Source organism: Streptomyces sp. PKA51, assembly GCF_057552455.1.
Map to the genome: position 1 here is coordinate 42,606 of NZ_BAAJPZ010000006.1, position 25,393 is coordinate 67,998.

26 protein-coding genes and 1 pseudogene are annotated in these 25,393 nt (G+C 74.7%); 12 read left to right on the forward strand and 15 right to left on the reverse strand.

The genetic code is table 11. The features are described 5' to 3' along the window. Positions 1–73: 73 nt before the first annotated feature. The 6 genes from AC27L3_RS11625 to AC27L3_RS11650 form a co-directional block, all read right to left on the reverse strand. A complete protein-coding gene (locus tag AC27L3_RS11625; RefSeq protein ID WP_487233923.1) occupies positions 74–886 on the reverse strand; it encodes an alpha/beta fold hydrolase in 813 nt (270 codons plus the stop codon). A gap of 43 nt (positions 887–929) precedes the next feature. After that, positions 930–2,558 carry an FAD-binding oxidoreductase gene (locus tag AC27L3_RS11630; protein ID WP_487233924.1) on the reverse strand — a complete coding sequence of 543 codons (1,629 nt, stop codon included), beginning with the start codon at positions 2,556–2,558 and terminating at the stop codon, positions 930–932. A 131-nt stretch (positions 2,559–2,689) separates the two neighbouring features. Then, positions 2,690–3,208, reverse strand: a complete 519-nt coding sequence (locus AC27L3_RS11635) for an HD domain-containing protein (protein ID WP_487233925.1) — start codon at positions 3,206–3,208, stop codon at positions 2,690–2,692. Positions 3,209–3,227: 19 nt separating this feature from the next. Further along, entirely contained in the window at positions 3,228–3,785 is a 558-nt protein-coding gene (locus tag AC27L3_RS11640; RefSeq protein WP_487233926.1) for a hypothetical protein, read from the reverse strand. Between the two features lie 30 nt (positions 3,786–3,815). After that, on the reverse strand, positions 3,816–4,532 hold the full coding sequence (locus tag AC27L3_RS11645; protein WP_487234189.1) for a 2OG-Fe(II) oxygenase: 717 nt from the start codon (positions 4,530–4,532) through the stop codon (positions 3,816–3,818). Positions 4,533–4,536: 4 nt separating this feature from the next. Further along, complete coding sequence (locus AC27L3_RS11650; protein WP_487233927.1) at positions 4,537–5,046, reverse strand: methylated-DNA--[protein]-cysteine S-methyltransferase; 510 nt, start codon at positions 5,044–5,046, stop codon at positions 4,537–4,539. A gap of 217 nt (positions 5,047–5,263) precedes the next feature. Here AC27L3_RS11650 and AC27L3_RS11655 point away from each other — a divergent pair, with 217 nt between their 5' ends. Then, positions 5,264–6,490, forward strand: a complete 1,227-nt coding sequence (locus AC27L3_RS11655; protein ID WP_487233928.1) for an NAD(P)/FAD-dependent oxidoreductase — start codon at positions 5,264–5,266, stop codon at positions 6,488–6,490. 144 nt (positions 6,491–6,634) lie between these two features. On the opposite strand, the gene AC27L3_RS11660 is transcribed toward AC27L3_RS11655, so the two are convergent. The 3 genes from AC27L3_RS11660 to AC27L3_RS11670 all read right to left on the reverse strand — a co-directional run bounded on the left by AC27L3_RS11660 (position 6,635) and on the right by AC27L3_RS11670 (position 8,329). Further along, a complete protein-coding gene (locus AC27L3_RS11660) occupies positions 6,635–6,868 on the reverse strand; it encodes a hypothetical protein (protein WP_487233929.1) in 234 nt (77 codons plus the stop codon). A gap of 71 nt (positions 6,869–6,939) precedes the next feature. Continuing rightward, the gene (locus tag AC27L3_RS11665) at positions 6,940–7,743 is read right to left on the reverse strand and encodes a class I SAM-dependent methyltransferase (RefSeq protein WP_487233930.1); all 804 of its coding nucleotides are present in this window, start codon (positions 7,741–7,743) and stop codon (positions 6,940–6,942) included. Between the two features lie 22 nt (positions 7,744–7,765). After that, positions 7,766–8,329: a YbaK/EbsC family protein gene (locus AC27L3_RS11670; protein ID WP_487234190.1), complete on the reverse strand. Its 564-nt coding sequence runs from the start codon at positions 8,327–8,329 to the stop codon at positions 7,766–7,768. A gap of 146 nt (positions 8,330–8,475) precedes the next feature. On the opposite strand from AC27L3_RS11670, the gene AC27L3_RS11675 reads away from it, so the two are divergent. Continuing rightward, positions 8,476–10,020, forward strand: a complete 1,545-nt coding sequence (locus tag AC27L3_RS11675) for an AMP-binding protein (RefSeq protein WP_487233931.1) — start codon at positions 8,476–8,478, stop codon at positions 10,018–10,020. Positions 10,021–10,023: 3 nt separating this feature from the next. Here the strand turns inward: AC27L3_RS11675 and AC27L3_RS11680 are convergent, their stop codons facing one another. Then, on the reverse strand, positions 10,024–10,590 hold the full coding sequence (locus AC27L3_RS11680; RefSeq protein WP_487233932.1) for a TetR/AcrR family transcriptional regulator: 567 nt from the start codon (positions 10,588–10,590) through the stop codon (positions 10,024–10,026). Between the two features lie 99 nt (positions 10,591–10,689). Here AC27L3_RS11680 and AC27L3_RS11685 point away from each other — a divergent pair, with 99 nt between their 5' ends. The 7 genes and pseudogenes from AC27L3_RS11685 to AC27L3_RS11715 all read left to right on the forward strand — a co-directional run bounded on the left by AC27L3_RS11685 (position 10,690) and on the right by AC27L3_RS11715 (position 17,300). Continuing rightward, entirely contained in the window at positions 10,690–11,148 is a 459-nt protein-coding gene (locus AC27L3_RS11685; RefSeq protein WP_487233933.1) for a nuclear transport factor 2 family protein, read from the forward strand. Between the two features lie 256 nt (positions 11,149–11,404). Beyond that, a pseudogene (locus AC27L3_RS11690) lies at positions 11,405–13,102 on the forward strand (patatin-like protein); the annotation flags it as partial. Then, positions 13,069–14,550 (forward strand): DUF3376 domain-containing protein, encoded by a 1,482-nt coding sequence (locus tag AC27L3_RS11695; RefSeq protein WP_487233934.1) that lies wholly within the window; start codon positions 13,069–13,071, stop codon positions 14,548–14,550. The pseudogene AC27L3_RS11690 and the gene AC27L3_RS11695, both read left to right, overlap by 34 nt. 127 nt (positions 14,551–14,677) lie before the next feature. Further along, the gene (locus tag AC27L3_RS11700; RefSeq protein WP_487233935.1) at positions 14,678–15,310 is read left to right on the forward strand and encodes an HAD family acid phosphatase; all 633 of its coding nucleotides are present in this window, start codon (positions 14,678–14,680) and stop codon (positions 15,308–15,310) included. 63 nt (positions 15,311–15,373) lie between these two features. Then, a complete protein-coding gene (locus tag AC27L3_RS11705) occupies positions 15,374–15,826 on the forward strand; it encodes a DUF6314 family protein (RefSeq protein ID WP_487233936.1) in 453 nt (150 codons plus the stop codon). Between the two features lie 19 nt (positions 15,827–15,845). After that, complete coding sequence (locus tag AC27L3_RS11710; RefSeq protein ID WP_487233937.1) at positions 15,846–16,406, forward strand: cysteine hydrolase family protein; 561 nt, start codon at positions 15,846–15,848, stop codon at positions 16,404–16,406. 102 nt (positions 16,407–16,508) lie between these two features. Further along, the gene (locus AC27L3_RS11715) at positions 16,509–17,300 is read left to right on the forward strand and encodes a PLL family lectin (RefSeq protein ID WP_487233938.1); all 792 of its coding nucleotides are present in this window, start codon (positions 16,509–16,511) and stop codon (positions 17,298–17,300) included. Between the two features lie 6 nt (positions 17,301–17,306). On the opposite strand, the gene AC27L3_RS11720 is transcribed toward AC27L3_RS11715, so the two are convergent. The 3 genes from AC27L3_RS11720 to AC27L3_RS11730 form a co-directional block, all read right to left on the reverse strand. Further along, complete coding sequence (locus AC27L3_RS11720) at positions 17,307–18,314, reverse strand: lytic polysaccharide monooxygenase auxiliary activity family 9 protein (protein WP_487233939.1); 1,008 nt, start codon at positions 18,312–18,314, stop codon at positions 17,307–17,309. 217 nt (positions 18,315–18,531) lie between these two features. Then, a complete protein-coding gene (locus tag AC27L3_RS11725) occupies positions 18,532–19,941 on the reverse strand; it encodes a sensor histidine kinase (protein WP_487233940.1) in 1,410 nt (469 codons plus the stop codon). Continuing rightward, complete coding sequence (locus tag AC27L3_RS11730) at positions 19,938–20,648, reverse strand: response regulator transcription factor (protein WP_487233941.1); 711 nt, start codon at positions 20,646–20,648, stop codon at positions 19,938–19,940. The genes AC27L3_RS11725 and AC27L3_RS11730 overlap by 4 nt, the downstream gene beginning before the upstream one ends. Before the next feature lie 42 nt (positions 20,649–20,690). Here AC27L3_RS11730 and AC27L3_RS11735 point away from each other — a divergent pair, with 42 nt between their 5' ends. The 3 genes from AC27L3_RS11735 to AC27L3_RS11745 all read left to right on the forward strand — a co-directional run bounded on the left by AC27L3_RS11735 (position 20,691) and on the right by AC27L3_RS11745 (position 24,251). Continuing rightward, complete coding sequence (locus AC27L3_RS11735) at positions 20,691–21,182, forward strand: hypothetical protein (protein ID WP_487233942.1); 492 nt, start codon at positions 20,691–20,693, stop codon at positions 21,180–21,182. A gap of 112 nt (positions 21,183–21,294) precedes the next feature. Then, positions 21,295–22,884: an SDR family oxidoreductase gene (locus AC27L3_RS11740; protein ID WP_487233943.1), complete on the forward strand. Its 1,590-nt coding sequence runs from the start codon at positions 21,295–21,297 to the stop codon at positions 22,882–22,884. Next, positions 22,881–24,251 (forward strand): cryptochrome/photolyase family protein, encoded by a 1,371-nt coding sequence (locus AC27L3_RS11745; protein ID WP_487233944.1) that lies wholly within the window; start codon positions 22,881–22,883, stop codon positions 24,249–24,251. Before AC27L3_RS11740 ends, AC27L3_RS11745 begins: the two co-directional genes overlap by 4 nt. On the opposite strand, the gene AC27L3_RS11750 is transcribed toward AC27L3_RS11745, so the two are convergent. Further along, complete coding sequence (locus tag AC27L3_RS11750; protein WP_487233945.1) at positions 24,220–24,729, reverse strand: nucleoside 2-deoxyribosyltransferase; 510 nt, start codon at positions 24,727–24,729, stop codon at positions 24,220–24,222. The genes AC27L3_RS11745 and AC27L3_RS11750 overlap by 32 nt on opposite strands. An 18-nt stretch (positions 24,730–24,747) precedes the next feature. Next, positions 24,748–25,365: a class I SAM-dependent methyltransferase gene (locus tag AC27L3_RS11755; protein WP_487233946.1), complete on the reverse strand. Its 618-nt coding sequence runs from the start codon at positions 25,363–25,365 to the stop codon at positions 24,748–24,750. Positions 25,366–25,393: the final 28 nt, after the last annotated feature.

Below are 25,393 nucleotides of genomic sequence, written 5' to 3' on the forward strand. Positions count from 1 at the left end.
AAGGGCGGGAAGCAGACGCCGTGAGCCCACCCCGCGCCGGAAATGTCCTCCATCACCACCCTCCTCCGGTGCCTCAGATGCCGAACACCCCCCGCAGTGCCGCGGCGAAGTCCGCAGGGTGCGTCAGGTACCCCACGTGCCCGCCGGGGAAGTCCGTGATCCCGGTCCCGACGTGCAGGGCCAGGGCCTCGGTCGTCCGGTGCAGGAGCGTGCGCGGTCCCTCGCCGCCGACCACCAAGGTCAGCGGCGCCGCCCGCAGCGCCTCGACGTCCGGCCGGAACCGGACGAAGGAGCGCAGCTCGTACGCCAGGGCCGTCTCCGCGTTGGCGTGGATGCGCGCCAGCATCTGCCGGACGGGCTCCGGGAGATGCTCGGCGGGCTCCGGGGGCCCCTCCACGCCGACCGCCGCGGCGAACCTGCTCAGCGCCGCTTCGACGCCCTCGCGCCGGTACTGCTCGTACACCTCCTGGAAGAACCCGTGCCAGCGATCGGCGTCGGGCAACAGGTCGACCACGAACGGCTCGTGCGCCACCAGCGCCCGCACCCGGTCCGGGTGCCGGACCAGCAGGTCCATGCCGACCATGGCGCCGTAGCTGGTGCCCAGCACGTACGCCGGCTCGCCGGCGGCGACCTCCTCCAGCAGCAGGCGGGCGTCCTGGGCGTGCTGCTCGATCCACTGCGCCTCGGGCGGGCCCGTCAGGCGGCTGTGGGAGTTGCCGCGCGGATCGTAGGTGACGACGGTGCAGACCTCGGTGAGCAGGCGGGCCAGCGGCTCGTACATGGCCGCGTCACCGTCACCGCCGTTGACGAGCAGCAGGGGCGGACCGGATCCGCGGACCGTGTACGCGATCTCGGCACCCGGCACGGGCAGCACAGCTGTCTTCATGACAGTCCAGGGTGGCGGGCGAGCGGGGGCGGGGGCAATGGCCTCAGCGGGGCGGGCGGACGGACAGGGCGTGGCGGAACTCGTCGCGCGGATCCCAGTGCGCCTTGACGCGCTGCAGACGGGCGTAGTGGCCCTTGTAGTAGAGGGTCTGCCACGGCGTCCCGGAGGTGTTCAGGGCGGGGTCGGCGAGGTCGGTGTCGGGGTAGTTGACGAAGGACCCGTCGCTGCCCGAGCCGGGTACGGGCACGCCGCCGCTGTCGGCGTACACGGCCCGGTACAGCTCGCGCACCCACCTCAGGCAGGGCCCGCTGTCCTGCGCGGAGTCCTCCCAGCCGGTGAGGTAGACCGCCTTGAGGACGGAGTCCCGCTGGGCGACGGCCGTCGCCTCGACCGGCACGGTGTTGACCTTGCCGCCGTAGGAGACGAGCCACACCGAGCCGTACAGCTTCTCGCCCGCCGCACTCGTCAGGTGCTCGTGCAGAACGCCGATCTGACGGTCCGTGAAACGTTTGCGCAGGTAGCCCGCCTTGGCCTTGAAGGACCCGGGTGCGCTCTCCGAGACGTTGGCGTTCGCCTGCAGCCAGGGCTGCTCGCGCCGACTCACCGTGGGCCGCGCCCCGACCCCCTGGCCGACGGCGGCGAGGTAGTCGTCCAGGAGCCGCCGGGCGCCGGAGCCGGTCGCGTCCAGCTGGCCCACCAGGTCGACGGTGCCGGCCTGGCGGCTGTTGAGCATCAGCACGCTGAACAGCCCCGCGTACGGCGAGCCGGCCGCGCTGTTGTTCTCGTGCCAGCTGCCGTGGTTGCGCACGAGCCGGGCGAAGGAACGCGCGTCCAGGTCCTTCCACGACCAGGAGGCGGAGAAGGTCAGCACGGACGCCGGGGGCCGGGGCAGCAGACGGGAAGGATCCGACCCGGTGGCCGCCGGGTCACGGAACCAGTACCGGGTCACGACACCGAAGTTGCCGCCCCCGCCGCCGGTGTGCGCCCACCACAGGTCGCCCAGCGCGCCGGTGGACTCCCGCGTGGCCACGACGCTCGACGCCGTGCCGGCGGCGTCCACGACCACGACCTCGACCGCGTACAGATGGTCGACCGACAGCCCGTACCGGCGCGAGAGGGCACCGTAGCCGCCCCCGAGCACATGACCGCCGATCCCCACCTCGGCGGTGGCCCCGGCCGGGATGGTCACCCCCCACTCGGTGAACAGCCGCCGGTACACCTGGCCGAGCAGCGCACCCGGCTCCACCGCGAACGCCCGCCGCGCCGCGTCGTAGGAGACGGCGTTCATGGGGGAGAGGTCGATCAGGGCCCGCACGGACGGGTCGTCCACGAAGCCCTCGAAGCAGTGCCCGCCACTGCGCACGGCGATGCGCTTCCCGTCGCGCACGGCCTGCTGGACGGCCCGCACGACCTGCTCGGTGCTCGCGGCCACGCGCACGTAGTCGGGCCGGCCGACGAAGCGGGCGTTGGTGCCGCGTCGGGTCAGGGACGGATAGCGCGCGTCGTCCGGCCGGACGAGGGCGGGGTCGGACGGGGACGCCGGTACGGCAGCCGGCGCCGCCACCGCCTCGGGGACCGCCGTCGCCACGGCGGCCGCCCCTAACGCCGCGGTGCCCGCGAGCACCCCGCGCCGCGTCATGCCCGCCCTGCTCGAAGTCGAAGAACTGTGCATGCCCCAACGGTCGTCCACGCCGCGCGGTGGGACATCCTCCGCAGGGGCTGGGGGGATCTCCGACCCTGGGAGTAGGCGATGCCGTTCCCAAGGAGGAGGGCACTCCCGTTGCCGCAGATCAGCGCTCCGCCTCAGCCGACGGGCCCGGCCCCGCGGGGGAGTTCGGGCAGGAGGTGGGGGTTGACGATCCGCACGATCGCCTCGATGTCGGCGGCGTCGGCGGCCGGCCACAGCACCGCACGGGCCCCCGCGTACTTCGCCGCCAGCCGCTCGCGCCGGTCCGGCGGAAGGTGAGCGGCCCGGTCGGGGCGGCTGTTGTGCGCGTTGTCCGCGATCTTCACGAGGACGGCGTCCGGGTCGCGGGCGATGCGCCGGATCTTCTCCTCGTAGGACACCCCCGGCTCGTCGGTGACCGCCTCCACCACGGCCACGACCCGGTCCGGGACACCCGCCGCCCGCAGCGCCTCCGCCGTCCACTCCGTGTCCTCCAGCACGTCGTGGAGCAGCCCCGCCATCTGCAGCTCCGGCCCGAACGGCGCGAGGCCGGCCGCGACCGCGCGCACGTGCTCGACATAAGGGGCACCGGCCTTGTCCACCTGCCCGGCGTGCGCGCGCTCGGCCAGACGGTCCACCGCGGAGAGGGTCGTCATCCCCCCATCATCGCCTTCCTCATCGCCCGGGAGGGAAGCGGGTCACCCAGCCGGCCCGCACCTGCCACGTACCGCCGTCGGCCAGCGCACCGCGCAGGCCGTCCAGCGTGCCCGGACCGGCCAGGGCGGCCACCCGCGCATCGCCCAGCGACCCGAACGCGTACGTGCGCGACGGCTCCCAGTCCGTGCTGTGCCGCAGCCGCCGCGCGAGCTGGACGAACCCGGCCGGCGCACCCGCCACCACCCACGCGTCGGGCCGCTGCGCCGTCATCCGGCGCGCCGCGCGCAGCCACGAGGCCGCCGACTCCGGCCAGGTGACCGTCGCCAGGACCAGCCCGCCCCGCGCCTCCCATGCACCGGCGAGGGCCGTGGCGGCGGCCGCCGAGACGTCGTCCCGCCCGTGGCCCACCACCACGCTCGCGACGCGGGGACGGGACGCGGCCAGCAGGCCCAGCAATGCGGCCAGTTCGGCGGCGGTGTGCGGGGCGGGGACCGGCAGCGGCCCGTACGCCTCGTGCTCCTCCGCACCGACCAGAGGCGAGGTCCGCTCGCCGGATCCGCTGTCGTGAACACTCATCGATGTCCCTTCCGCCACGGCCCGCCGCCGTCACGACGCGTCGTGGAAGACCAGGCCCAGCGCATGCCGCCGGCCCGAGCGGACGGTGCTCACCCCGTGCCGCACCGCCCCCGCCGACCAGCCGCGCTTGGTGCGCACCGGCCGGTCGCGCGTGGTGAACACCAGCCCGTGCCCTTGCACCAGGGCCGTCGTGGTCCCCCGGGACTGGGCCCGGGGGCGCTGTTCGACGAGCAGGAACTCCCCGCCCGTGTAGTCCGTGCCGTACGCGTCCAGGCCGACGACCACCTGCAGGGGGAAGACCATGTCGCCGAAGACGTCGCGGTGCAGGGCGTTCCAGTCGCCCGCCTCGTAGCGCAGCAGGATCTGTGCCGAGCGCTCCTGACCGGCCCCGTGACACATCGCCAGCCACGCGCCCAGATCGTCCGGCCAGGGCGCGGGCCGGCCCAGCCGCCCCGCCCAGTCGCGGGCCACTGCCAGCAGCGGCGGGTACAGCGCCTCGCGCAGGGCGGCGACGAGCGGATGCAGGTCGTGCGTGAAGTAGCGGTACGTCCCGGAGCCGAAGCGGTGCCGGGCCATGTCGACCGTCGTACGGAACAACTCCGTCCGCTCGTACAGGCCGGCGATCTCCCGGCACTGCGCATCGCTGAGCAGCCGGGACGTCAGGGCACAGCCGTGCGCGTCCAGCTCCTCGGCGACGCCCGCCCAGTCGGTGGCCGCCACCCGCCGGCGGACCTGCTCGGACGGCATCGTCTCAGCCACCGAGGGTCATGCCTTCGAGTGCCAGCAGCAACTGCTTGCGCTCCAGACCCCCTGCGTAGCCCGTCAGCGACCCGTTGGCGCCGATCACCCGGTGACAGGGCCGCACCACCAGCAGGGGATTGGCCCCGATCGCCGTACCCACCGAACGGGCCGCGCTGCGCGGCGCGCCGATCGCGTCCGCGACCGCGCCGTAGGTGAGCGTCGTGCCGTACGGAATGGCGTCCAACGCCGCCCAGACCCGGCGCCGGAACTCCGAGCCGGAGGGCACGTACGCGATGTCGAAACGGGTCAGCTCACCCGCGAAGTACGCACCCAGCTGCTCCGCGACGGCGGCGAAGGCCGCGTCGTCGCGCACCCAGCCGGCCCCCACGGTGGCGCCGCCCTTCTGCCCGGGCACGGACAGAGAGGCCAGCGCCGTACCCCCGGGGGCCCCGGCCACCCGCTCGCCGGCCAGCAGCAGCTCGCCCAGAGGGCTGTCGATCGTCGTGAACAACATGGTCATCATCGGCCTTCACAGAGTGCTTGCAGTGTCCCGAAGTCCACTGTGCCCCCTCCCGGCACCGGGCACCGGCGGAAATCGGACATCGCCCTTCACGGCGCGGGGCATGGCGACACCGTGCGTTCGGCGGGGTGGAGTGCTGTGACCTGCCTCACAACCTGTCACAGCCGCTGGGCCGGCGGCGTCTTGTGGGCGAACACCCGCACACGGAGGAGGCGCGATGACCGGGAACACGCATGTGGTCGTGATCGGTGGCGGATACGCAGGCGTGATGGCCGCCAACCGGCTGACCCAGCGCGACGACGTGACGGTGACACTCGTCAACCCGCGCCCGGACTTCGTCCACCGGGTCCGGCTGCACCAACTGGTGGGCGGGTCCGACGACGCGGTGGTGGCCTACCGGGACGTCCTGGCCGGGGGCGTCCGGCTGGTGATCGACACCGTGACCCGGATCGACGCGGCCGGGCGCAGCGTGACGACGGCGGCCGGCGGCGCGCTCGACTACGACTACCTGATCTACGCCGTGGGCAGTGGCAGCGCCGACCCGAGCGTGCCGGGAGCGGCCGAGTTCGCCTACCCGCTCGCCACGCTGGAGGAGGCACAGCGACTGCGCGAGGTCCTCGACGTCGTGCCCGTGGCGGCCCCGGTGACGGTGGTCGGTGCCGGTCCCACCGGCATCGAGATCGCCGCCGAGCTGGCGGAGGCCCGTCGCGCGGTGACCCTGGTCTGCGGCGGCGTTCTCGGTCCGTACCTGCACACCCGGGGCCGGCGCTCGGTGGCGAAGCGGCTGGCCGCACTCGGCGTGACGGTCGTCGACGGCCCCGACGCGAAGGCGACGGCGGTGACCCGCGACACCGTGCGGCTCGCCGACGGCCGTGAGCTGCCGAGCGAGGTCACCGTCTGGACCGTCGGCTTCGGCGTACCCGACCTGGCCGCGCGCAGCGGGCTGAGCACCGACGCCGTGGGCCGCCTGCTGACGGACGAGACGCTGACGAGCGTCGACGACACGCGCATCGTCGCGGCCGGGGACTCGGCGGCACCCTCCGGCCTGCCGCTGCGGATGAGCTGCCTGAACGCGACGCCGCTGGGCGCGCGAGCCGCCGACACCGTGCTCAGCCGACTGGCGGGCGAGCAGCCGCAGGACCTCCACCAGATGATGTACGCGCAGTGCCTCAGCCTGGGCCGCGGCGCGGGCCTCTACCAGTTCGCCAACCGGTCCGACGTCGCGGTGGGGCTGCACATCGGCGACGGCCTGGGCGCCAGGATCAAGGAATTGATCTGCAAGGGCATCCCCGGCCACCTGGCGGGAGAGGCACGCAAGCCCGGCTCGTTCAGCCTGCACCGCATGCCGGGGGGTGTCGCCAAGCGCCGCCAGCAGTTGCGCGCCCACCGCGCCCTTCCGACCCCCGCGGCGGCAGCCGCGGACCGCCACCACGGCGCCTCGTAGGGGCGCGGGGCGGTGCCGATCCGCGGCTGCCGCCGCGGGGGCGCGATCGGCCCGCGACGGTCTGCAGCCGACACGCCACCCCGGGAGGCCGACTGCGGGCACGTCGTGGCTTGTCGCGCAGTTCCCCGCGCCCCTTACGGGGCGCTAGCCGCGCAGGAAGCCGTCGCCGTGGGTGGCGATGTGCGCTTCCAGCGCGCTGAGGGCGTCCTGCGTGGCCTGCTCCGTGCCCGCGCCGCGGCGCTCCGCATAGTAGGCGGCTCCCAGTTTCTTGAGCAGCTCGCCGCCCGCGCGTTGCGCCTGTACCTCCTCCACCTTTCCCTTGCCCTGCTGAAGGGCCTGCTGGGCCTGCTCCTTGGCCCTGTCGAGGAATCCGGCCATGTCGCCTCCAAGATCGGTGATCGTCTCCTACCCGGCCCGAGTCGCACCTGATCCTGAATCGGCCGGTTTTCTCATGTCTTCTTCGTGCGTGCCAGGAACAGGCTCGTCACCACCCGGACGGTCACCGTACGGTCGCCCACCAGGCGGGCCAGGTCCTCCAGGAGGGGTTCCCGGCGGGCCTTGTCGATCACGCGGTAGCCGGAGTTGGAGGCGAGCAGGCCCACGACGCCGGAGGCCGTGCGGGGGTGGTGGGTGGTGTACAGGCGGTGGTCGAGGTCGGTGAAGCCGCCGTCGGCCTCCATCTCGCGCCACTGCCGGGCCTCGGGGCCGTGATGGGCCGGGCGGGGGCGGGGGTCGAGGAGGGTGTTCTCGGGGATCTCCAGGCCGTGCCGTTGGTGGGCCGCGGTCAGCTCGCGTGCCAGGTGCTCGTCCTGAAGGAACCAGTGGTTCCAGAAGAGGGCCACGGCGCCGTTCGGGCGCAGCGCGGCCCGTGCCAGGGTCCAGCGTGCCCCCGGGTCGACCCAGTGCCAGGCCTGGGCGCAGTACAGCAGGCCGTGGCGCCGGTCGCCCGGTCGCCAGGTCTCGAAGTCGGCCACCTCCACGGTGACCTGCGGCAACCCGGCGCAGCGCCGGCGCAGGACGCGCGCCATCCGCTCGTCCGGTTCGATGCAGGTGACGGGCAGGCCCCGGCTCGCGAAGGCGAGCGTGGCCTTGCCGGTGCCGGCGCCGACCTCCAGGGCGGGGGCCGCGGCCGTACCGCCCGCGAAGTCCAGGACGTCGTCGACGAGTTGTTCCGGATAGCCGAGCCGGCCGGCGTCGTACTGCTCGGCGTCGTCGCCGAAGGCGTGGCGGCGTTCCCGGGGCACGTCCGTCATGGGGCCCACGATACGCCGGTCGTCAGCCGGCCAGGGCGGTGACGACCTCCGCGTGCGGCAGCCGTGCCAGCAGGGCGCCGGGCAGGATCAGCTTGCTGCGGCGCAGGCCGCTGCCGATCAGTACGTACGGTGCCGCGGCCACGGCCGCGTCGACGAGCAGCGGCCAGCCCTCCGGCAGTCCGACGGGGGTGATCCCGCCGTACTCCATGCCGGTGTGCGCCACGGCCGTGTCCATCGGCGCGAACGACGCCTTGCGGGCGCCGAGGCGTTTGCGCACCGCGGAGTTGACGTCGACCCGGGTGGTCGCCAGGGCGACGCACGCCGCGTACGTCACGTCCTGGCCGCGCTTGGCGGCGATGACGACGCAGTTCGCCGAGACGTCCAGGGGCACGTCGTACGCCGCGCTGAACGCCGCGGTGTCCGCCACGTCGGGATCGGTGTCGACGACGAGGACGGAGGCGGTCGTCGCGGCGTCGTCCCACTGCCGCAGCGCGGCGGCGACGGGTGCGGCGAGCAGGTCGGTACGGTCCGCGGCCGGCCAGACCTTCTCGAAGCGGCCGAACGGCGTGGTCGGTGAGGGATGGATCACGCCGTCATCGTAGGGGGCTGCCGGCCGGCGCCCGCACGGGTCAAGGGTGTTGTCCCGTGTGTCGCAGGGAATGCCGTAGGCACCGTCCGTGCGACGGGCCCGGCCCGTCCGCGGCCGTGCCGCCGTCCGAGGGGAGTGCCCGCATGACCACCGGTGGCCGGCCCGCCGAATTCGTCAGCTACCCGGAGGTCGTCCTGGGGGTGCTGGCGCGCAGCCCCGGCCGGCTCGTGCTGACCGCCGCCGACGGCCGTGGGATCACCGCGGGGGAGCTGTGCGACGGTACGCACCGGCTGGCGCGGGAGCTGGCCGCGCGCGGCATCGGCCCGGGGTCGACGGTCGGTCTGCTCACCGGCAACACCCCCGAGGCGCTGAGCGCCCGTTACGCCGCGCACCTGGCCGGGGCCCGCGTCGTCCACCTCTACGACGGGATGGCGCCACAGGTGCTCGCCCGTATCGCGGCGAGCGTGGAGACGACGGTGCTGCTCGTGGACGCAACCCGGCACGCGGCGGCGAAGGAGCTGTTGTCCCTGGCCGGGCGCCCGGCCGTGCTGGGGCTGGGACCCGGGCCCTTCGGCGAGGACGTCCTGGCCGCCGCCGCCCGGCGGCGCAGCGATCCCTTCCGGTCCCCGGTCGGGCCGGACGACGACCTGGCGATCCAGCACACGGGCGGGACCACCGGCATCCCCAAGGGCATCCGCACCACGCACGGCCCCTACCGCCGCGGCCTGGACTTCGCCCTCGCCGACGCCGGCGACCCGCCCCGCTATCTCGCCTGCACCCCGCTCGCCCGCCTCTCCGGCCCGCTCACCGACAAGATGCTGCTGCAGGGCGGCTCGGTCGTGCTCCAGCTCTCCTTCGACCCCGGCGCGGTCCTCGCCGCGATCGCCCGTGAGCGCGTCACCCACCTCTGGCTCCTGCCGCCCCTGCTGTACCGCCTGCTCGACCACCCGGACCTGGCCCGGACCGACCTGTCGAGCCTGGCGCGCATCACCTACGGCGGCTGCCCCGCCTCCGCCGCCCGTCTGCGCCGGGCCGCCGAGGTCTTCGGGCCGGTCCTGTACGGCTGGTACGGGCAGTCGGAGGTGCCGGGGATCGCCGAGGTCCGCCCGCACGAGCACGGCATCACCGGGCCCGGCGGCCGGATCACCGCCGGCCGCCCGCTGCCCGGCGTCGAGGTCGCCATCCGGGACGCGGCCGGCCGGATGCTGCCGGCGGGGGAGGTGGGCGAGATCCAGGTACGGGCGCCGAGCGCCATGGCCGGCTACTGGAAGCGGCCCGACCTCACCGCCGAGGTGCTGCGGGACGGCTGGGTGCGCACGGGCGACGCCGGCTGCCTGGACGAGGACGGCCACCTCTTCGTCGTCGACCGCCTCAAGGACGTGGTCGTCGTGGTGGGTGGGCACGTCCACCCGACCGAGGTGGAGGAGCTCCTCCTGACCCACCCGGCCGTCGCGCAGTGCGCCGTCTTCGGTACGCGCGACGCGGACGCGACCGAACACGTCCACGCGGCCGTCGTCCCCGCCCCCGGCCACCACCCGGACCACGGGGAGATCGCCGCCTTCGTCACCGCCCGCAAGGGGGCCCTGTACGCACCGGAGGCGCTGCACCTCCTGCCCGAGCTGCCGCTGACGTCCGCCGGCAAGCCCGACAAGGCGCTGCTGCGCCGGACGCTGGCCGGCGGCGCGTGAGGATCAGGACCGGACGGCCGCGAGGAGGGTCTCTGCCGCGGCCCGGGCGTGCCGGGCCGCGGACGGGTCGCCGCTGAGCGAGGCCGTCGTGATGGCACCGTCCATCAGGAGCATCACCTGCGCGGTCAGCGGCCCCGGATCGGCGGGGTGCAGCTCGCCGACGAGGCCGGCCACGTACGCCCGTACCGCGTCCTTGTGCTCGCGGGTCGTGACGGCCACCGCCTCGCAGGTGGCGCCCAGTTCGCCGTAGGCGTTGATGAACGCGCAGCCCCGGAAGCCGGGTTCGGCGCACCACGTGTGCAGCCAGTCGAAGACCGCCAGCAGCCTCTCGCGCGGGGTGGCCCCGTGCCGGGACGCGTAGTCGGCCAGGGCGGAGCGCCAGCGCTCGTCGCGGCGGCGCAAGTACCCCTCCACAAGGTGCGACTTGGAGGGGAAGTACTGGTAGAGCCGCTTGAGCGGTACGGCGGAGGCGGTACGGATCTCGTCCATGCCCACGGCCTGGATGCCGCGCTCGTAGAACAGCCGCTCGGCGGCGTCGAGCAGCCGCGAGCGGGCCTCGTCGTGGTCCACGGAATCCCCCCTGGCGTTGAGAACGATCGTTCTCTAGGGTAGCGGACGGTGGGAGAACGGCCGTTCTCCCAGCGTCTTCGAGCAGCGAGGAGCCACGCCATGGCCGCACGCCCCCCGTTCCCGCCCTTCGACGAGGAGAGCGCACGCCGCAAGGTCCAGGCCGCCGAGGACGCCTGGAACACCCGCGACCCCGAGTGCGTCGCGCTCGCCTACACCGAGGACTCGCTCTGGCGCAACCGCGACCGGTTCGTCACCGGCCGCGAGGAGATCGTGGCCTTCCTGCGCGAGAAGTGGTCCCGCGAACTCGACTACGCCCTGCGCAAGGAGCTGTGGTCCTACGGCGACGACCGCATCGCCGTGCGCTTCCAGTACGAGTGCCGCGACGCCACCGGCCAGTGGTGGCGCAGCTACGGCAACGAACTGTGGGAGTTCACCGAGGACGGCCTGATGCGCCGCCGCGAGGCGAGCATCGACGACGTCCCCATCACCGAAGCCGAGCGCCGCTTCTTCGGCCCCCGCCCGGAGGCGGAGCGAGGCGTCCCCTTCCCGTTGCGCTGAGGGCCCGGGACGCGGCGGCGGTCCCGGCCCGCGACCGCCGGCAGGCGAGCGGCCCGGGCCGGTTCGCCGGCGTGGCGGAGGAGGCGGGGGTGGCGAATGAGGGCGGCCCCGTCGGGCGACGACCGGGGCGGTTCGAGGGTGACGCGTACGACGTACCGGTGACGGGAGTGGCGACACGGCCCACAACGGGCCGCCTACGGGCAGCAGCCCCGCCGGCGTGATCAGCTGGGAGCAGCACGAGGCGCAAGGAGACGGCGTGACGGGCAGCGACCGACCCGACGAGAGACCTGACGAGAAGCCCGAGAGCCCCGACGGGAGGCCCGGCGGAAGTCCCGACGGCAGTGGTGACATCGACCGGCAGGACATCCGGCTGGCCGTCGTGATGAACGGTGGTATCAGCCTCGCCGTGTGGATCGGCGGGGTCGCCGTCGAGCTGCACCGCCTCGCCACGGCCCGCGGCCGGGACGGGGCGGCCTACCGGCCGTTGCTCGACCTGCTGCAGGCCGACGCCCGTGTGGACGTCATCGCCGGCACCTCCGCCGGCGGCCTCAACGGTGCCTTCCTCGCCCTGGGCCTCGTCCGCGAACGGGACATCACCTCCCTGTCCGGCCTGTGGCGGGACAAGGGCGCCCTGTCGCAGCTGCTGCAGAACCCGCTGTGCCGCCGGCCGCCCTCCGTCCTCAAGGGCGACTACTTCCTGGACGAGCTCCGCAACGCCCTCCGTGACGTCCTCGCCTCGCCCTCCCGTCCCGGCGCCGGCGGGGAGCGGCCCGTGGAGCTCATCCTCACCGGCACCCTGTGGCGGGGCCGGCAGAGCGCCTTCTGCGACGACGCAGGGGTGCACATCACCGAGATCGACCACGACGCCCGCTTCCGCTTCGTCACCCGCGACCTCCACGACGACACCGTGATCGACAAGCTCGCCGTGGCCGCCCGCTGCAGCTCCTCCTTCCCCGCCGCCTTCGCGCCGCAGTGGGTGGAGGTGACCCCGGACGCCGGTGCGGCCGGCGAGGTGTGGCCTTCGACGGCCGGGTGGGCGAACTTCCGTACCTCGCAGCACGTCGTCGACGGCGGCATCCTGCTCAACAAGCCCATCCGCCCCGCGCTGGAGGCCGTCTACCGGCAGACCGCGCAACTGCAGGTGCGCCGGCTGCTCACGTACGTCGTCCCCGACCCCTCCGAGACCCCGCCGCCCCCCGCCCCGGCCCCGGCAGGGGCACAGGCCGCCGAACCCACCCCGCGCGCCCCCGACGTCGTCCTCGGCGTCCTGACGCGGCTGCGCTCGACCGACTCCGTCTCCCGGGAACTCGCCGAGATCCAGGGCCGCAACGAGGACGTCCGGCAGCGGCGCCGGGCCCGGGCCCGCTTCACGTCCGCCCTGACCGCCGCCGCGGAACGCCTCCCCGAGGCGGCCTGGCAGGGGTACCTGGAGACGCGGACCGAGTACGCCGCCGGGACCATCGCCCGGTGGACGGCCACCGGGCAGCCGCCCACGGCCGTGGGCCGGTGGAGCGAACGGGAGATCGCCGACTGCCTGCGCACTCTGCTGCGCGACCGGCGGGCGCGCCCGGAGACGTTCATCCCCCGCGGGGACTCCGTCGCCGAGGCCGTCGCCCGTACCGGCGCCGCCTGGGACTGGGGACAGACCACCGTCCAACGGCTGCGCGACATCACCGTCGACGTCCTCAGACGCGCGGTCTGGCTGGCACCTGCCGGCTCGCCGCAGCGCCACGCCGTCATCGCCGCGCGCGAACGCGCCGGCGCCGTCTTCGAGGAGATCCAGGCGGACACCGAACTGCTGGAGGCCCACTGGTCGCACACCGGCTCCGCCCTGCCGGCAGCCGAGTACGACGACCACGGCAGGGCCACGGGCGCCGCCGTGCGGCGCCTGGAGGAACGGCTGCGCGACGCCCTCACCCGGTGGGACGGCTCGGCCGATCCCGCCTCCGCGGGCTTCGCCGCACGCCGCCTGCGCCGCTACACCCAGCCACCGCCCTCGCCGCCTGCCTGGAGGGATGCGCCGACGCCCTGCGCGACCTCGCCGCCGGCACCGTACGCAGCGTCGTCGACCCGGACGGCAGTGAACGCGAGCAGCTCAAGGCGCTCACCGACCACCTGCTCGCCCCCGGCGCCGCCGTCCTGGAACGCATGCTGTGCCTGGAGGTCGTCCAAGAGGCGTACGGCGGTACGCACCGCGCAGTCGAGCAGGAGGTCGAACTCGTCCAGGTCTCCTCCCGCAGCCCCCATCTGCTCACCGGCAGGCAACTGCACCACTTCGGAGCCTTCTACCGGGCGTCCTGGCGCGTCAACGACTGGATCCACGGACGCATGGACGCCGCCGCCCACCTGACGCGCACCCTGCTGTCCGTCGAGCGGTTGCGGCAGGTGTGGGCGGGCGCCGACCCCGCACCCGCCGCCGACCGGCTCGCCGCGGCACTGCAGCGGTGCGCCGTCGACGCCCGCGATGCGGACGACCGGGCGTGGCTGGAGCAGATCTGGCAGGAGCAGTACGCCACCGCCTGTCGCGCCTTCCTGGCCGAACGGATCGTCCCCCTCGACCCCGCGCCGACCGCGGACGGCCGCGGCCCGCAGGACGACCCCCGGTGGGGCCTGTGCGCGCAGGCGATCACCCACGCCGTGCAGACCGGCATCCTCAGAGAAGAACTGCACCTCCTCGCGGACGCGGTCCGGGGGGAGGGCGACGACCGGCCCGAGGGCAGCACCCGCTGGCTCGCCCGGTACGACGCGGCCACGGCGGCCGCCGCCGGACGGGTCGTCCCCGCGCCGACGCTGTGGCGACTGTGGGCGGCGGCCGGTGCCATCGGCGGCCAGCACATCGCGCAGGAAGCCGGCGGCGACCTCTTCGCCGAGACCGCGGCCCGCACCGCCGCCGTCACGGCGAGCGCCGTCGGCGCACCGCGCGTCAAGCCGGTCGACGCGGTCCTCGGCGCCCTGCGCGGCTACACCCTCGCCGTGTGGGCCATGGTCCACTTCCTCACCCGCCCCGGGCGCTTCGGCACCAGGGCCGTGCAGCTCGTGGTGGCCACCGGAGCCGTCCTGCTGGCCGTCTCGCTCTTCGTGCCGGGCCTGCCGGTCGGCTTCACGCTCGCCGGCGTGCTCGTGCTGCTCGCCGGCTGGTCGGCCGCCGCGCTGCTCACCCCGGACGTACGGCGGCTCGGCGTCCGGCTGGCCGTCGTCACCCTGCTGGTGGCCGGCGCCGCCGCCTGGTACGTCTACGCCAACCGGCACGACCCCCACCTGAGCCGGACGCTGTGGGGCCTGGCCGTCAAAGCGGGCGCCGGCCTGCTCGTGGTCCTGCTGGGCCTCTTCCTCGCCCGCACCGGGGAACCGCGTACCGGGGACTCGCGCACCGGCCCACCGCGTACCCGCCGCCGAGGCTGACCACCGAACTCTTCATCCGGACGACATCCTTCCGTCGCTCCTCCGTCCTCCCGCCCTGCTGATCTTGCTGACCGACACGTGGTCAAGCGGTCAAGCGGTCAAGTGGTCAACGGAAGGAACCGGGTTGATGTCCGACGGACGTTTCCGCAGAAAGCACCTGCGCCTCGCTCCGCTCGCCGCGCTGGCGGCCCTCGCGCTGCCGGCCGTCTCGCTGGGCGGCGCCGGCACGGCGCAGGCCGCCGGGGTGCCCGGCTACGGGACATGGCAGGCCGACGTGCAGCGGGCCGTGGCCCCCGCCATACCGTGGCTGCGCGACCATGCCGCCGCCACGTCGGCCGCGTCCGCCACGGCCGGCTCGTCCGGCTCGTCGGGCTCGTCCGGCAAGGGGAAGCCGGCCATCGTGCTCGACATCGACAACACCGCGCTGGAGACGTACTACCACGAGGGCCGCGCCAACAAGCCGGTGCTCGACGTGGCGCAGTGGGCGCACGCGCACCACATCGCCGTGCTGTTCGTCACGGCCCGCACCTCCTCCTCGTCCGCCCGGCAGCAGCTGCGCGACGCCGGCTACCCGGTGGACGCCCTGTGCACGCGCGAGCACGGCGAGGACAAGGGCGACGGCAAGGCCCGCTGCCGCGAGGACCTCACCGAGGACGGCTACCGGATCACCGCCAACATCGGCAACCGCTCCACCGACTTCGAGGGCGGCTTCTACGAGAAGGGCTTCAAGCTGCCCGACTACGGCGGCCGCCTCTCCTGACCCCCCCCTGCCACCGGCTGCGGTAGCGTGGCCGGATCCAGGGCAAGACGGAAGGTGACGGCGGTGACGGGAACAGGACGGCATCCGGTCCCCGACGTCGTCGCCTACCTCGGCGGACGGTGGAGCGTCACCCGCACCCTGGAGGACCTGACGACGGGGCAGGCCGGCGCGTTCCACGGCACGGCCCGGTTCCACGCCTCCGCCGACGGCAGCTGCGTGCTGCACACCGAGGACGGCGAGCTGACCTGGGCCGGTACGGCCAACCGCGCAGGCCGCACCCTGCGCCTGCTGCCGCGCCCGGACGGCACCGCCGAGGTGACCTTCGCCGACGGCCGCCCCTTCCACGATCTGGACCTGCGCACCGGGCACTGGACGGTGCGCCACCCCTGCTCCCGCGACCGCTACGACGGCACCTTCACCGTCGTCTCGCCCGACGAGTGGCACGTCCTGTGGCGCACCACGGGGCCCACCAAGGATCATGTGCAGCGATCGGTCTATCAGCGCACGGACAACTGAGCCCGAAGGGACGGCAGGCGTGGCGAACAGCGCTCTCCTCGTGATGGACATCCAGCGGTCCGTCGTCGAACTCGCCGACGACGGTTCCGGATACCTGTCGCGGCTGCGCCGGGCGATCGACGCCGCCCGGGCGGCCGGCATCCCCGTGGTGTACGTGGTCATGGGCCTGCGCCCGGACGATCGGGAGGTCAGTCCCCGCAACAGGCTGGTCTCCGCCGTCGCGCGGACCGGGATCTTCACCGAGGGCACCCCGGCCGTCGAGATCCCGCCCGAGGTCGCGCCGCAGCCGGGCGACGTCGTGGTCACCAAGCGGCGGGGCAGCGCGTTCTCGGGCAGCGACCTCGACCTCGTGCTGCGGGCCCGCGACATCGACGGCCTCGTCCTCGCCGGTATCGCCACGAGCGGCGTCGTGCTGTCCACCGTCTGCCAGGCCACCGACCTGGACCTGGGCCTGACCGTCCTGGCGGACGGCTGCCTCGACCTCGACCCCGAGGTGCACCGCTTCCTCGTCGAGAAGCTCTTCCCGCGCCAGGCCGACGTCCTCTCCGTCGCCGACTGGGCCGCCGCCGTCGCCCCCTGAGACGGCCCTCTGGCCGCGGGCGCGGTCGTACGTGAGGATGACGGGCGTCAGTTCGGATCTTTGCCCGCCTCCGCGCGGGACGGCCCGGGAGGTTCGTCGATCGTGATCCACAGACCGTTACGCACTCTGTTGTCCGGCCTGCTGGCGGCCGTCGCCCTCGCCGGCGGGGGAGTGGTGGCCGGCGGCGGGGACGCGGCCCGGGCGGCGAGCGCCTGCGCGGCCGACGCCGCAGCCCCGGGCCACCGCGGCCTGCCCTCGGGGGACCCGGTGCCCGTCCGGCGCGCCGACGGGCGCGTGGAGCAGTTCCAGCTCTTCTACGACGACCCGGGCCCCGGCTCCTACCTGCCGTTCGTCTGGCACCGGGCGCAGGAGGAACCCGGCGGCGCGTACGGGGAGTGGGAGCGCGTCAGCGCCACGCCCGTCGGCCCGAAGCTCTACCAGGTGACCGCGGTCGAGAACGCCCTCGGCCGGGTGGAGGTCTTCTTCCCCTCGCTGGGCGTCTTCTGCCACACGGCCGAGGACGCGGGGACGGACGGCTGGGGCCCCACGGAGGGCTTCGGCCTCGCCCCGTCCCCCTACCACGGCGGCGTCGTCCTGTTCCGGGAGGCCGACGGCCGGCTGGACGCCTTCGCGTCGGCGGGCGGCACCGACGCACTGCAGACGCGCACCCAGGACCCGGCCACCGGGCGCTGGGGACCGGTCGTGGGCCTGGGCGCGCTGCCCGATCCCTTTGCCGGCCTGAGCCAGCCCTCCTCGGTCACCCAACGGCCCGACGGCCGCCTGCACCTGATCGTCCGGGAATGGAACCGCGACCGGTTCTGGCAGGTCACCGAACGCGCACACCTGGAGTCCTGGGAGCCCTGGCAGCTGTGCGCCGATTCCCGGTGCGCGTGAGGCGGATCAGGCTCCCCGGCGGGCGGCGCGTCGCCGCGCGGTGAACAGCAGCGCGCCGCCGCCGAGCGCCAGCGCCCCCGCGCCGCCCGCCACCAGGACGGCGGTGGTGCCGTCGCCCCCGGTCTCGGCGAGCGCGCCGCCCTGGGGTGCGGGCGCGTTGCCGGCCTTCGCCGCCACCGCCTGCGCCCCGGGCGCCTCGCCACCGTGTCCGCCGTGGTCGTTGCCGCCGTGGTCGTCGCCGCCGTGCCCGCCGTGGGCCACCGTCGACTTGCCGGCCGCCTCGGCCAGTTGCTGCTCGCTGGGCGCCGACGCCGCCGGGGCGGCCTGCGCGGCAGCGGCGCCGGACGCCCGGCCGAAGTCGACGTCGGAGCAGGTGTAGAACGCCTCCGGGCTGTCCGAGCGCTGCCAGATGCTGTAGACGAGGTGGCGTCCGGACCGCTTCGGCACCGCGGCGTCGAAGACGTAGCTGCCGCCCCGCAGCGGCGGGTCGGTGACCTTGGCGAACGGCTTCGCTTCGAGGTCGGACCACTTCAGCGGCTTCTTCGGGTCGTACCCGTCCTTGGTGAGGTACAGCTCGAAGGTGCCGCGGTGCGGGGCGGTCGCGCGGTAGCGGAAGGTGTGGGCCCCGGGGGCGAGCCGGGTGCCCGGCCAGTCGGCGCGCGGCAGGTCCAGGCCCTTGTACTTCGCGCGGCCGGCGCTGCACAGCTTGCCGTCGGGGATGATGCGGCGGTGACGCCCGGCGGCGTCCCCGATGTTGACCTCGTTCCAGTCGTACAGCGGTTGGGTGCCGCCGGCCGCGACCATGGCCTTGCAGGCGGCCGAGCGGGGGTGCTCCGGGCCCTCCGCGAAACACGCGGACACCCGGCTGACCGGGTCGGTCAGGGAGCCGTGGGCGGCGGCGGGAGCGGTGGACAGCACCGTGAGCGAGAGCGTCAGCACGCCGACTGCGGTCGTCGTCACAGCAGTCGTCGTCACAGCGGTCGTCACTAAGGCGGTACGAGGACGGATGCGCATGGGGTCTCTCCTGGTCGTCCCTCTGTGGGGGTGCCCCGCACGCACGGCGGTGATGTGGGGGGTGGGGTGCCGTGCGTGCGGGGCGGTGGGGGGTTGGGGAAATGGTCCGGGGACCTCGGTACCTGCGGCACGCTAGCGGCCGCGAACCGGACGAAACGGTCGATCGGCCTCCGGGGCCGGCTTCTTATGGTGGCGTTAAGGAACCCATCGGCGGCCGTTAATGCCGCACCCGGCCCCGCCCGGCCAGGCGCCGCACCCGGCGCCGCATGCGCCGGCGGCGGTCGCTGCGCCGGGTTCCGCCGCCGGCCAGCGACAGCCACACGCGCACCTCCGCACCGCCCAGCACCGAGCGCCCGATGCGCACGTCGCCGCCGGTCGACTCCGCGACGCGCCGCACGATGTCCAGGCCCAGGCCGGTGGAGCCGGTGCCGCCCGCCCCGTGGCCGCGGCGCAGCGCGCCGCCCGGGTCGGCGATGCCGGGCCCCGCGTCGGAGACGAGCACGATCAGGGCGTCCTCGCTGCGGTGCACGTCCACCGCGAACGCGGTGCCCTCGGGGGTGTGCCGGAAGACGTTGCCGAGCAACGCGTCCAGGGCGGCGGCGAGTTCGGTGCGGGCGACGGGGACGCGCACGGTGGCCTCGACGCCCGCGAGCCGTACCGTGCGGCCCTCGTCCTCGGCGAGCGCGGACCAGAAGGCCATCCGCTCCCGGACCACCTCGCAGGCGTCGCAGCCGAGCACGGGCCGGTCCTTGTGGCGGCCGTCCTCGCGCGCGGTGCGGATCAGCTGGTCCACCTCGCGCTCCAGCTGGGCGACGGCCGCGCGGGTCTGCTCGGCGGCCGGCCCGTCGCCGAGCGAGGCGGCGTTCAGGCGCAGCACGGTCAGCGGCGTGCGCAGCCGGTGCGAGAGGTCGGCGGCCAGCTCGCGCTCGCCGGCCAGGAGGCGGACGATGTCGTCGGCCATCGAATTGAACGCGACGGCCGCGGCCCGCAGTTCGGCCGGGCCGTCCTCGCGCACGCGCACGCCCAGCCTGCCCTCGCCCAGCTCGGCGGCCGCCCTGGCGAGCCGCTCGGCCGGGCGCACCAGGCGCTGTCCGAGCCGGTCGGCGGTCGCGACCGACCCGGCGACCAGGGCGAGGCCCACGCCGGCAAGGATCAGCCAGGAGGTGGTGACGCCGTTGCCGACCGCACGGTGCGGCACGTACACCTCGACCACCGCGAACTCGCCGGCGCCCAGAGCGGTCGGCTGGAGCAGCGCGTAGCCCCCGGGCACGGCGGTGATCAAGGACCGGCCGCGGCGGGCGGTCTCCACCGCGCGCGGCCCGGTGCGGGCGCGCCCGATGACGTACGCCGTGCGGGAGCCGGCCCCCTCCCGGGGGCCGTCGGTGCGCGGCACGTGCACCGCCAGCCGGCCGACCTCGCCGGCCTGCGAGCTGGCGACCGCCCGCTCCAGCCGGTCGCGGTCGGTGGTGATGGCCAGCGCCGGGCGGATCTGGGCGGCCTGCCGCTCGGCGTCGGCGAAGGCGCGGTCGCGGGCGAGCTCCCGGACGACCAGGGCGAGCGGCACGGCGAAGGCCAGCACGACCATCACGGTGACGGCCAGGCACACCTTGACCAGGGCCCACCTCACGCCTGCTCCGGCGCCCGCGGTGCCTCGAGGGTGACGCCGACGCCGCGCAGGGTGCGCAGGTAGCGCGGCCGGGCGGCACTTTCGCCCAGCTTGCGGCGCAGCCACGACAGGTGCACGTCGATGGTCTGGTCGTCGCCGTACGCCTGCTGCCAGACCTCCGCCAAGAGCTCCTTGCGCGGCACCACGATGCCCGGCCGGGCGGCCAGGTAGGCCAGAAGGTCGAATTCGCGCCGGGTCAGGTCCAGGGGCGCGCCGTCGAGTTCGGCCTGCCGGCGCAGCGGGTCCACCGACAGCCCGCCCACCCGCAGCACCCGCTCCTGCGCCGGCTCGCCGACCGGGACGGCGGTGCCGGCGCGGCGCAGCACCGCCGTGATACGGGCCGTCAGATGGGCCGCGGAGAAGGGCTTGACGAGGTAGTCGTCGGCGCCGTCGGTGAGCAGCCGTACGATCTCCGCCTCGTCGTCCCGCGCGGTGGCCACGATCACGGGCACGTCCGTGATGCCGCGCAGCATCTTCAGCGCCTGTGCGCCGTCCAGGTCCGGCAGGCCCAGGTCCAGGATCACCGCGTCGAAGCCGGTCTGGGCCACTTCGCGCAGCGCCTCCAGCGCGGTACCGACGCTGCGCACGACGTGGGTGGCCTCGGACAGCTGCCGTATCAGGGCGGAGCGGACGAACGGATCGTCCTCGACGACGAGCAGTTTTGCCATGGGCGGCACCGTACGCCATACGGATGAGGCACCATGAGCCGGATGAGACGAGGTGTGATGCAGTCCCTGGCCTGGGCCGCGGCGACCTGCGCCGCCACGGCGGTGTCCTGGTACGGGGTGCGCACGGTCCTGGCGGGAACGGCCTACGAGCCGCCGCGCGCCCTGCCCCTGACCCGTACCGACACCCCGTCACCGGCCGCACCGCCCCCGCTCGTTCCCGCCGTCCAGGCGCCGGAATCCGGCCCTCCCGTGCCGCCCGCCCCACCCGGCACCCCCTCCGCACGGCCCGCGTCCCGGGAGCCGACCGCGGCCGCCGGGGTCCGCAGCTTCCCCGTCAAGGGCGGCCGGGTCGTCTTCGACCTGGGCAAGGATTCGGCCACCCTCGTCTCGGCGACGCCCGACGAGGGCCGGCGGATGCGGGTGTGGACGCAGGACGCCTGGATCCGCGTCGACTTCGTCGCGGGCACGGCGACGACGTCGGTGTTCGTCACCTGGAACGGCCACCCCCCGCAGGTGCAGACCGTGGAGAACTGACCCGGCCGGCCCCCGCCGCGACACGGTGCGCACCTGCGCCGTGCGCGCCCCCGCCGTGCGCGATGCTGGAGCCCCGGGCGGCCGGCCCGGGCGGACGGAAGGCGTGCACCCCATGACCCACGGCCCCGGCGACCCGGGCACGGCCCCCCGCACCGGCCTGCTGTGCCTGGTCACCGGCGCGACCGGGTACATCGGCGGCCGCCTCGTCCCCGAACTCCTCGCTGCCGGCCACCGCGTGCGCTGCCTGGCCCGCACCCCCGACAAGCTCCGCGACCACCCGTGGGCCGGCGAGGCGGAGGTGGTGCGGGGCGACGTCACCGACCCCGCATCGGTCGCCGCCGCCATGGAGGGGGTCGACGTCGCCTACTACCTCGTCCACGCCCTCGGCACCGGCCGCGACTTCGAGGCCACCGACCGGCGCGCCGCCCGGGTCTTCGCCGAGAGCGCCGAGGCCGCCGGGGTGCGCCGCCTGGTCTACCTCGGCGGCCTGCTGCCGGCCGGCGTACCCGCGCGCGACCTCTCGCCCCACCTGCGCTCGCGCGCCGAGGTCGGCCGCATCCTGCTGGCCTCCCGCGTGCCCACCGCCGTCCTGCGCGCCGCGGTCGTCATCGGCTCCGGCTCGGCCTCCTTCGAGATGCTGCGCTACCTGACCGAACGCCTGCCGGTCATGGTCACCCCCAGCTGGATCCGCACCCGCATCCAGCCGATCGCCGTCCGCGACGTGCTGCGCTACCTCGTCGGAGCGGCCGGCCTGCCGCCCGGCGTCGACCGCGCCTTCGACATCGGCGGCCCCGACGTCGTCACCTACCGCGACATGATGCGCTGCTACGCGCAGGTGGCCCGGCTGCCCAGGCGCCTGATCCTCTCGCTGCCCGTGCTCACCCCGCGGCTCTCCAGCTACTGGGTCGGCCTGGTCACCCCCGTCCCCGCCGGCATCGCCCGGCCGCTGACGGAGTCCCTGCGCCACGAAGTGGTCTGCCGCGACCACGACATCGCCCGGTACGTCCCCGATCCGCCCGGCCATCCCTACGGGCTGGCCCAGGCCATCGCCCTGGCCCTGCGCCGGGTCCAGGAGGCACAGGTCGCCACCCGCTGGTCGTCCGCCGCCGTGCCCGGCGCCCCCAGCGACCCGCTGCCCACCGACCCGGGGTGGGCGGGCGGCAGCCTCTACACGGACGAGCGGCGGATCGCCGTACCCGCCTCGCGCGCGGCGCTGTGGCAGGTCGTCGAGGGCATCGGCGGCGTCAACGGCTGGTACTCCATGCCGCTGGCCTGGGCCGCGCGCGGCTGGCTGGACCGCTTCGCCGGCGGCGTCGGGCTCGGCCGGGGCCGCCGCGACGACCGCTACCTGAGGGTCGGCGACTCCCTCGACTTCTGGCGCGTCGAAGCCCTCGAACGCGGCCGCCTGCTGCGCCTGCGCGCCGAGATGCGGATGCCCGGCCTCGGCTGGCTGGAAATGTACGCCGAGGACGCCCCGGAAGACGCCCGGGAGGACGCCCCACAGGCCCGCTCCTGCTACCGCCAGCGCGCCCTGTACCACCCCCACGGGCTGCTCGGGCATCTCTACTGGTGGGCCGTCAGCCCCTTCCACGCCGCGGTCTTCGGCGGCATGGCCCGCAACATCGCCCGGGCCGCCGCCCGGCAGCCCGACCCCGACCCCGCTCCCGGCCCCGCGGCTGCGCGCGGGAGTGGCGCACCATGACCGTCGCCGTCGTGCTGTTCACCCGCGACCTGCGCCTGCACGACAACCCCACGCTGCGCGCCGCCCTCGCCTCCGCCGACGCCGTCGTCCCCCTCTTCGTACGGGACGACGCCATCGCCGCCACCAGGTACGCCGTGCCCAACCGGTGGGCCTTCCTCGCGGACTGTCTCACCGACCTCGACCGGCAGCTGCGCGACCGCGGCGGACGCCTCGTCGTGCGCAGCGGCGACGTCGTCGAGCAGGTCGGCGCCGTGCTCCACGAGGCGGGCGCCACCGACGTGCACCTGGCCGCCGACGTCAGCGCCTACGCCCAGGCCCGCGAGGACCGCCTGCGCCGGGCCCTGGCGGCCGGCCGGCAGCGCCTGCACGTGCACGACCGGTCCGTCACCGTCGTCGCCCCCGGCGACATCACGCCCGCGGGCAAGGACCACATGGCGGTGTTCACCCCCTACTTCCGCCGCTGGGCCACGGCCCCGCCGCGCGAGGTCCTGGCCGCGCCCCGCCGCGTCCGCGTCCCCGCCGCCGTACGGTCCGAGCCGGTGCCCGCCCGCGAGGACGTGAGGGGCGCCGCCCCGGGCGTCGGCCGGGGCGGGGAGAGCGCGGGCCGCGCACGCCTGGCCGCCTGGACGCGCAGCGGCCTGGACGCCTACGCAGAGCGCCACGACGACCTCGCCGCCGACGCCACCTCGCGGCTGTCCGCCCACCTGCACTTCGGCACGCTCTCGCCCGTCGAACTCGTCGCGCGGGCCCGCAGGCACGGCGGCCCGGGCGCCGAGGCGTTCGTCCGGCAGCTCGCCTGGCGGGACTTCCACCACCAGGTCCTCGCCGCCCGGCCCGCCGCCTCCCGCGCCGACTACCGTCCCCGGGGTGACCGCTGGCGCACCGAGGAGCAGGCCGGCGAGGAGATCGAGGCGTGGCAGCAGGGCCGCACCGGCTATCCGGTCGTCGACGCCGCGATGCGCCAGCTGCTGCACGAGGGCTGGATGCACAACCGCGGCCGGCTGCTGGTCGCGAGCTTCCTGACCAAGACCTGCTACGTCGACTGGCGCGTCGGCGCCCGCCACTTCCTGTCCCTGCTCGTCGACGGCGACGTCGCCAACAATCAGTTGAACTGGCAGTGGACGGCCGGCACCGGCACCGACACCCGCCCCAACCGCGTCCTGAACCCCCTCGCCCAAGCCGCACGGTACGACCCGGACGGCGCCTATGTGCGGCGCTGGGTGCCCGAGCTGGAGGGCATCGCGGGCCGCGCGGTCCACGCACCGTGGCAGCTCCACGGCACCGGCCGCGCGGCCCCCGGCTACCCCGCCCCCCTCGTCGGCCTCGCCGACGGGCTCACCCGCTTCCGGCGGGCCCGGGGCGGATGACGTCGCGGTGCCGGTCCATCGCCCGCCGCAGCGCCCGGTCGAGCGCGGGCAGGGCGGCGGCGACGTCGGTGTGCTCGACGTACTCCACCGTGGCCACGGTGTGCAGCCCCTGCACGAGGAAGGTGTACTGCCGTCCCCTCTCCAGCAGCAGGACGATCGGCTTGCCGAAGGCACTGGCCCAGCCCAGCTCGACATGCGTCCCCGGGGAGGCCGGGAAGCCGGGCAGGGCCACGAAGGCGTCCGCCTTGCGGATCTCCTCCTGGTCGAGCGGCGTGCACACCTCCGGGCGCATCAGCTGCGCGCCCCAGGCCTCCCGGCGGTGCGCGTTGTGGACGGACAGGCCCTGCGCCTCGAAGTGCTTGATGAGGATGTCGAAGGGCGCCCGGGCGTCACCGGGCATCTCCCCGGTGGCCGGGTCCAGCAGCTGCAGGAACGGGCCGGCCAGGAAGACCGACCGGAGGTCCGGCACGGTGGTCATCGAGGTGTCCCGTCCCCTTCAGTCCTTGAGGAAGCACTGGATGTAGGCGTCGCCGCTCGTGCCGTAGGTGTACGCGGTGCTCTCGTACGCCACGTACGGGTGGCGCTCGACGCGGATGCGGCGGAAGTGCGGGGTGTACTGCCAGCGCAGCTCCGGCCTGGTGCTGAAGAACGGGATGAACACCCCGCCCGGGCGCAGCACGCGCACCACCTCCGGCATGGTCCGCGCCCACAGCTCCTTGTCCGTCCACACCCCCATGTCCAGGGCCGGATCGAAGAACATGCCGTCGATGCTCTCCGAGGGCAGCTCGAAGACCCGCCGGAAGAAGTCGCCGCGCTCGATGGCCAGGGTGTCCGGCAGCTCGGGGTGGCGGGCCCGGAAGAGGTCCTCGACCTCGCCGAAGAGTTCGAGGACGGTGTGGCTGCGGGTGGCCGGGTTGCCCGCGATGCGCAGGGCGGACAGGCCCAGGCCCAGCCCCACCTCGTAGAAGTCGTGGCCGTACTCGCACAGCATGTCGGCACTCGCCCACATCAGGTCGCGCTCCCAGGCCTGCATGGCCTGTTCGCCGCCGATGCTCAGCGTCACCTCCCCGTCGTGTTCGACGAGCTCGATCCCGGGTGGGGGCTGGTCGTGCATGGCATCCGTCCTTACGTCGCGTCCGATC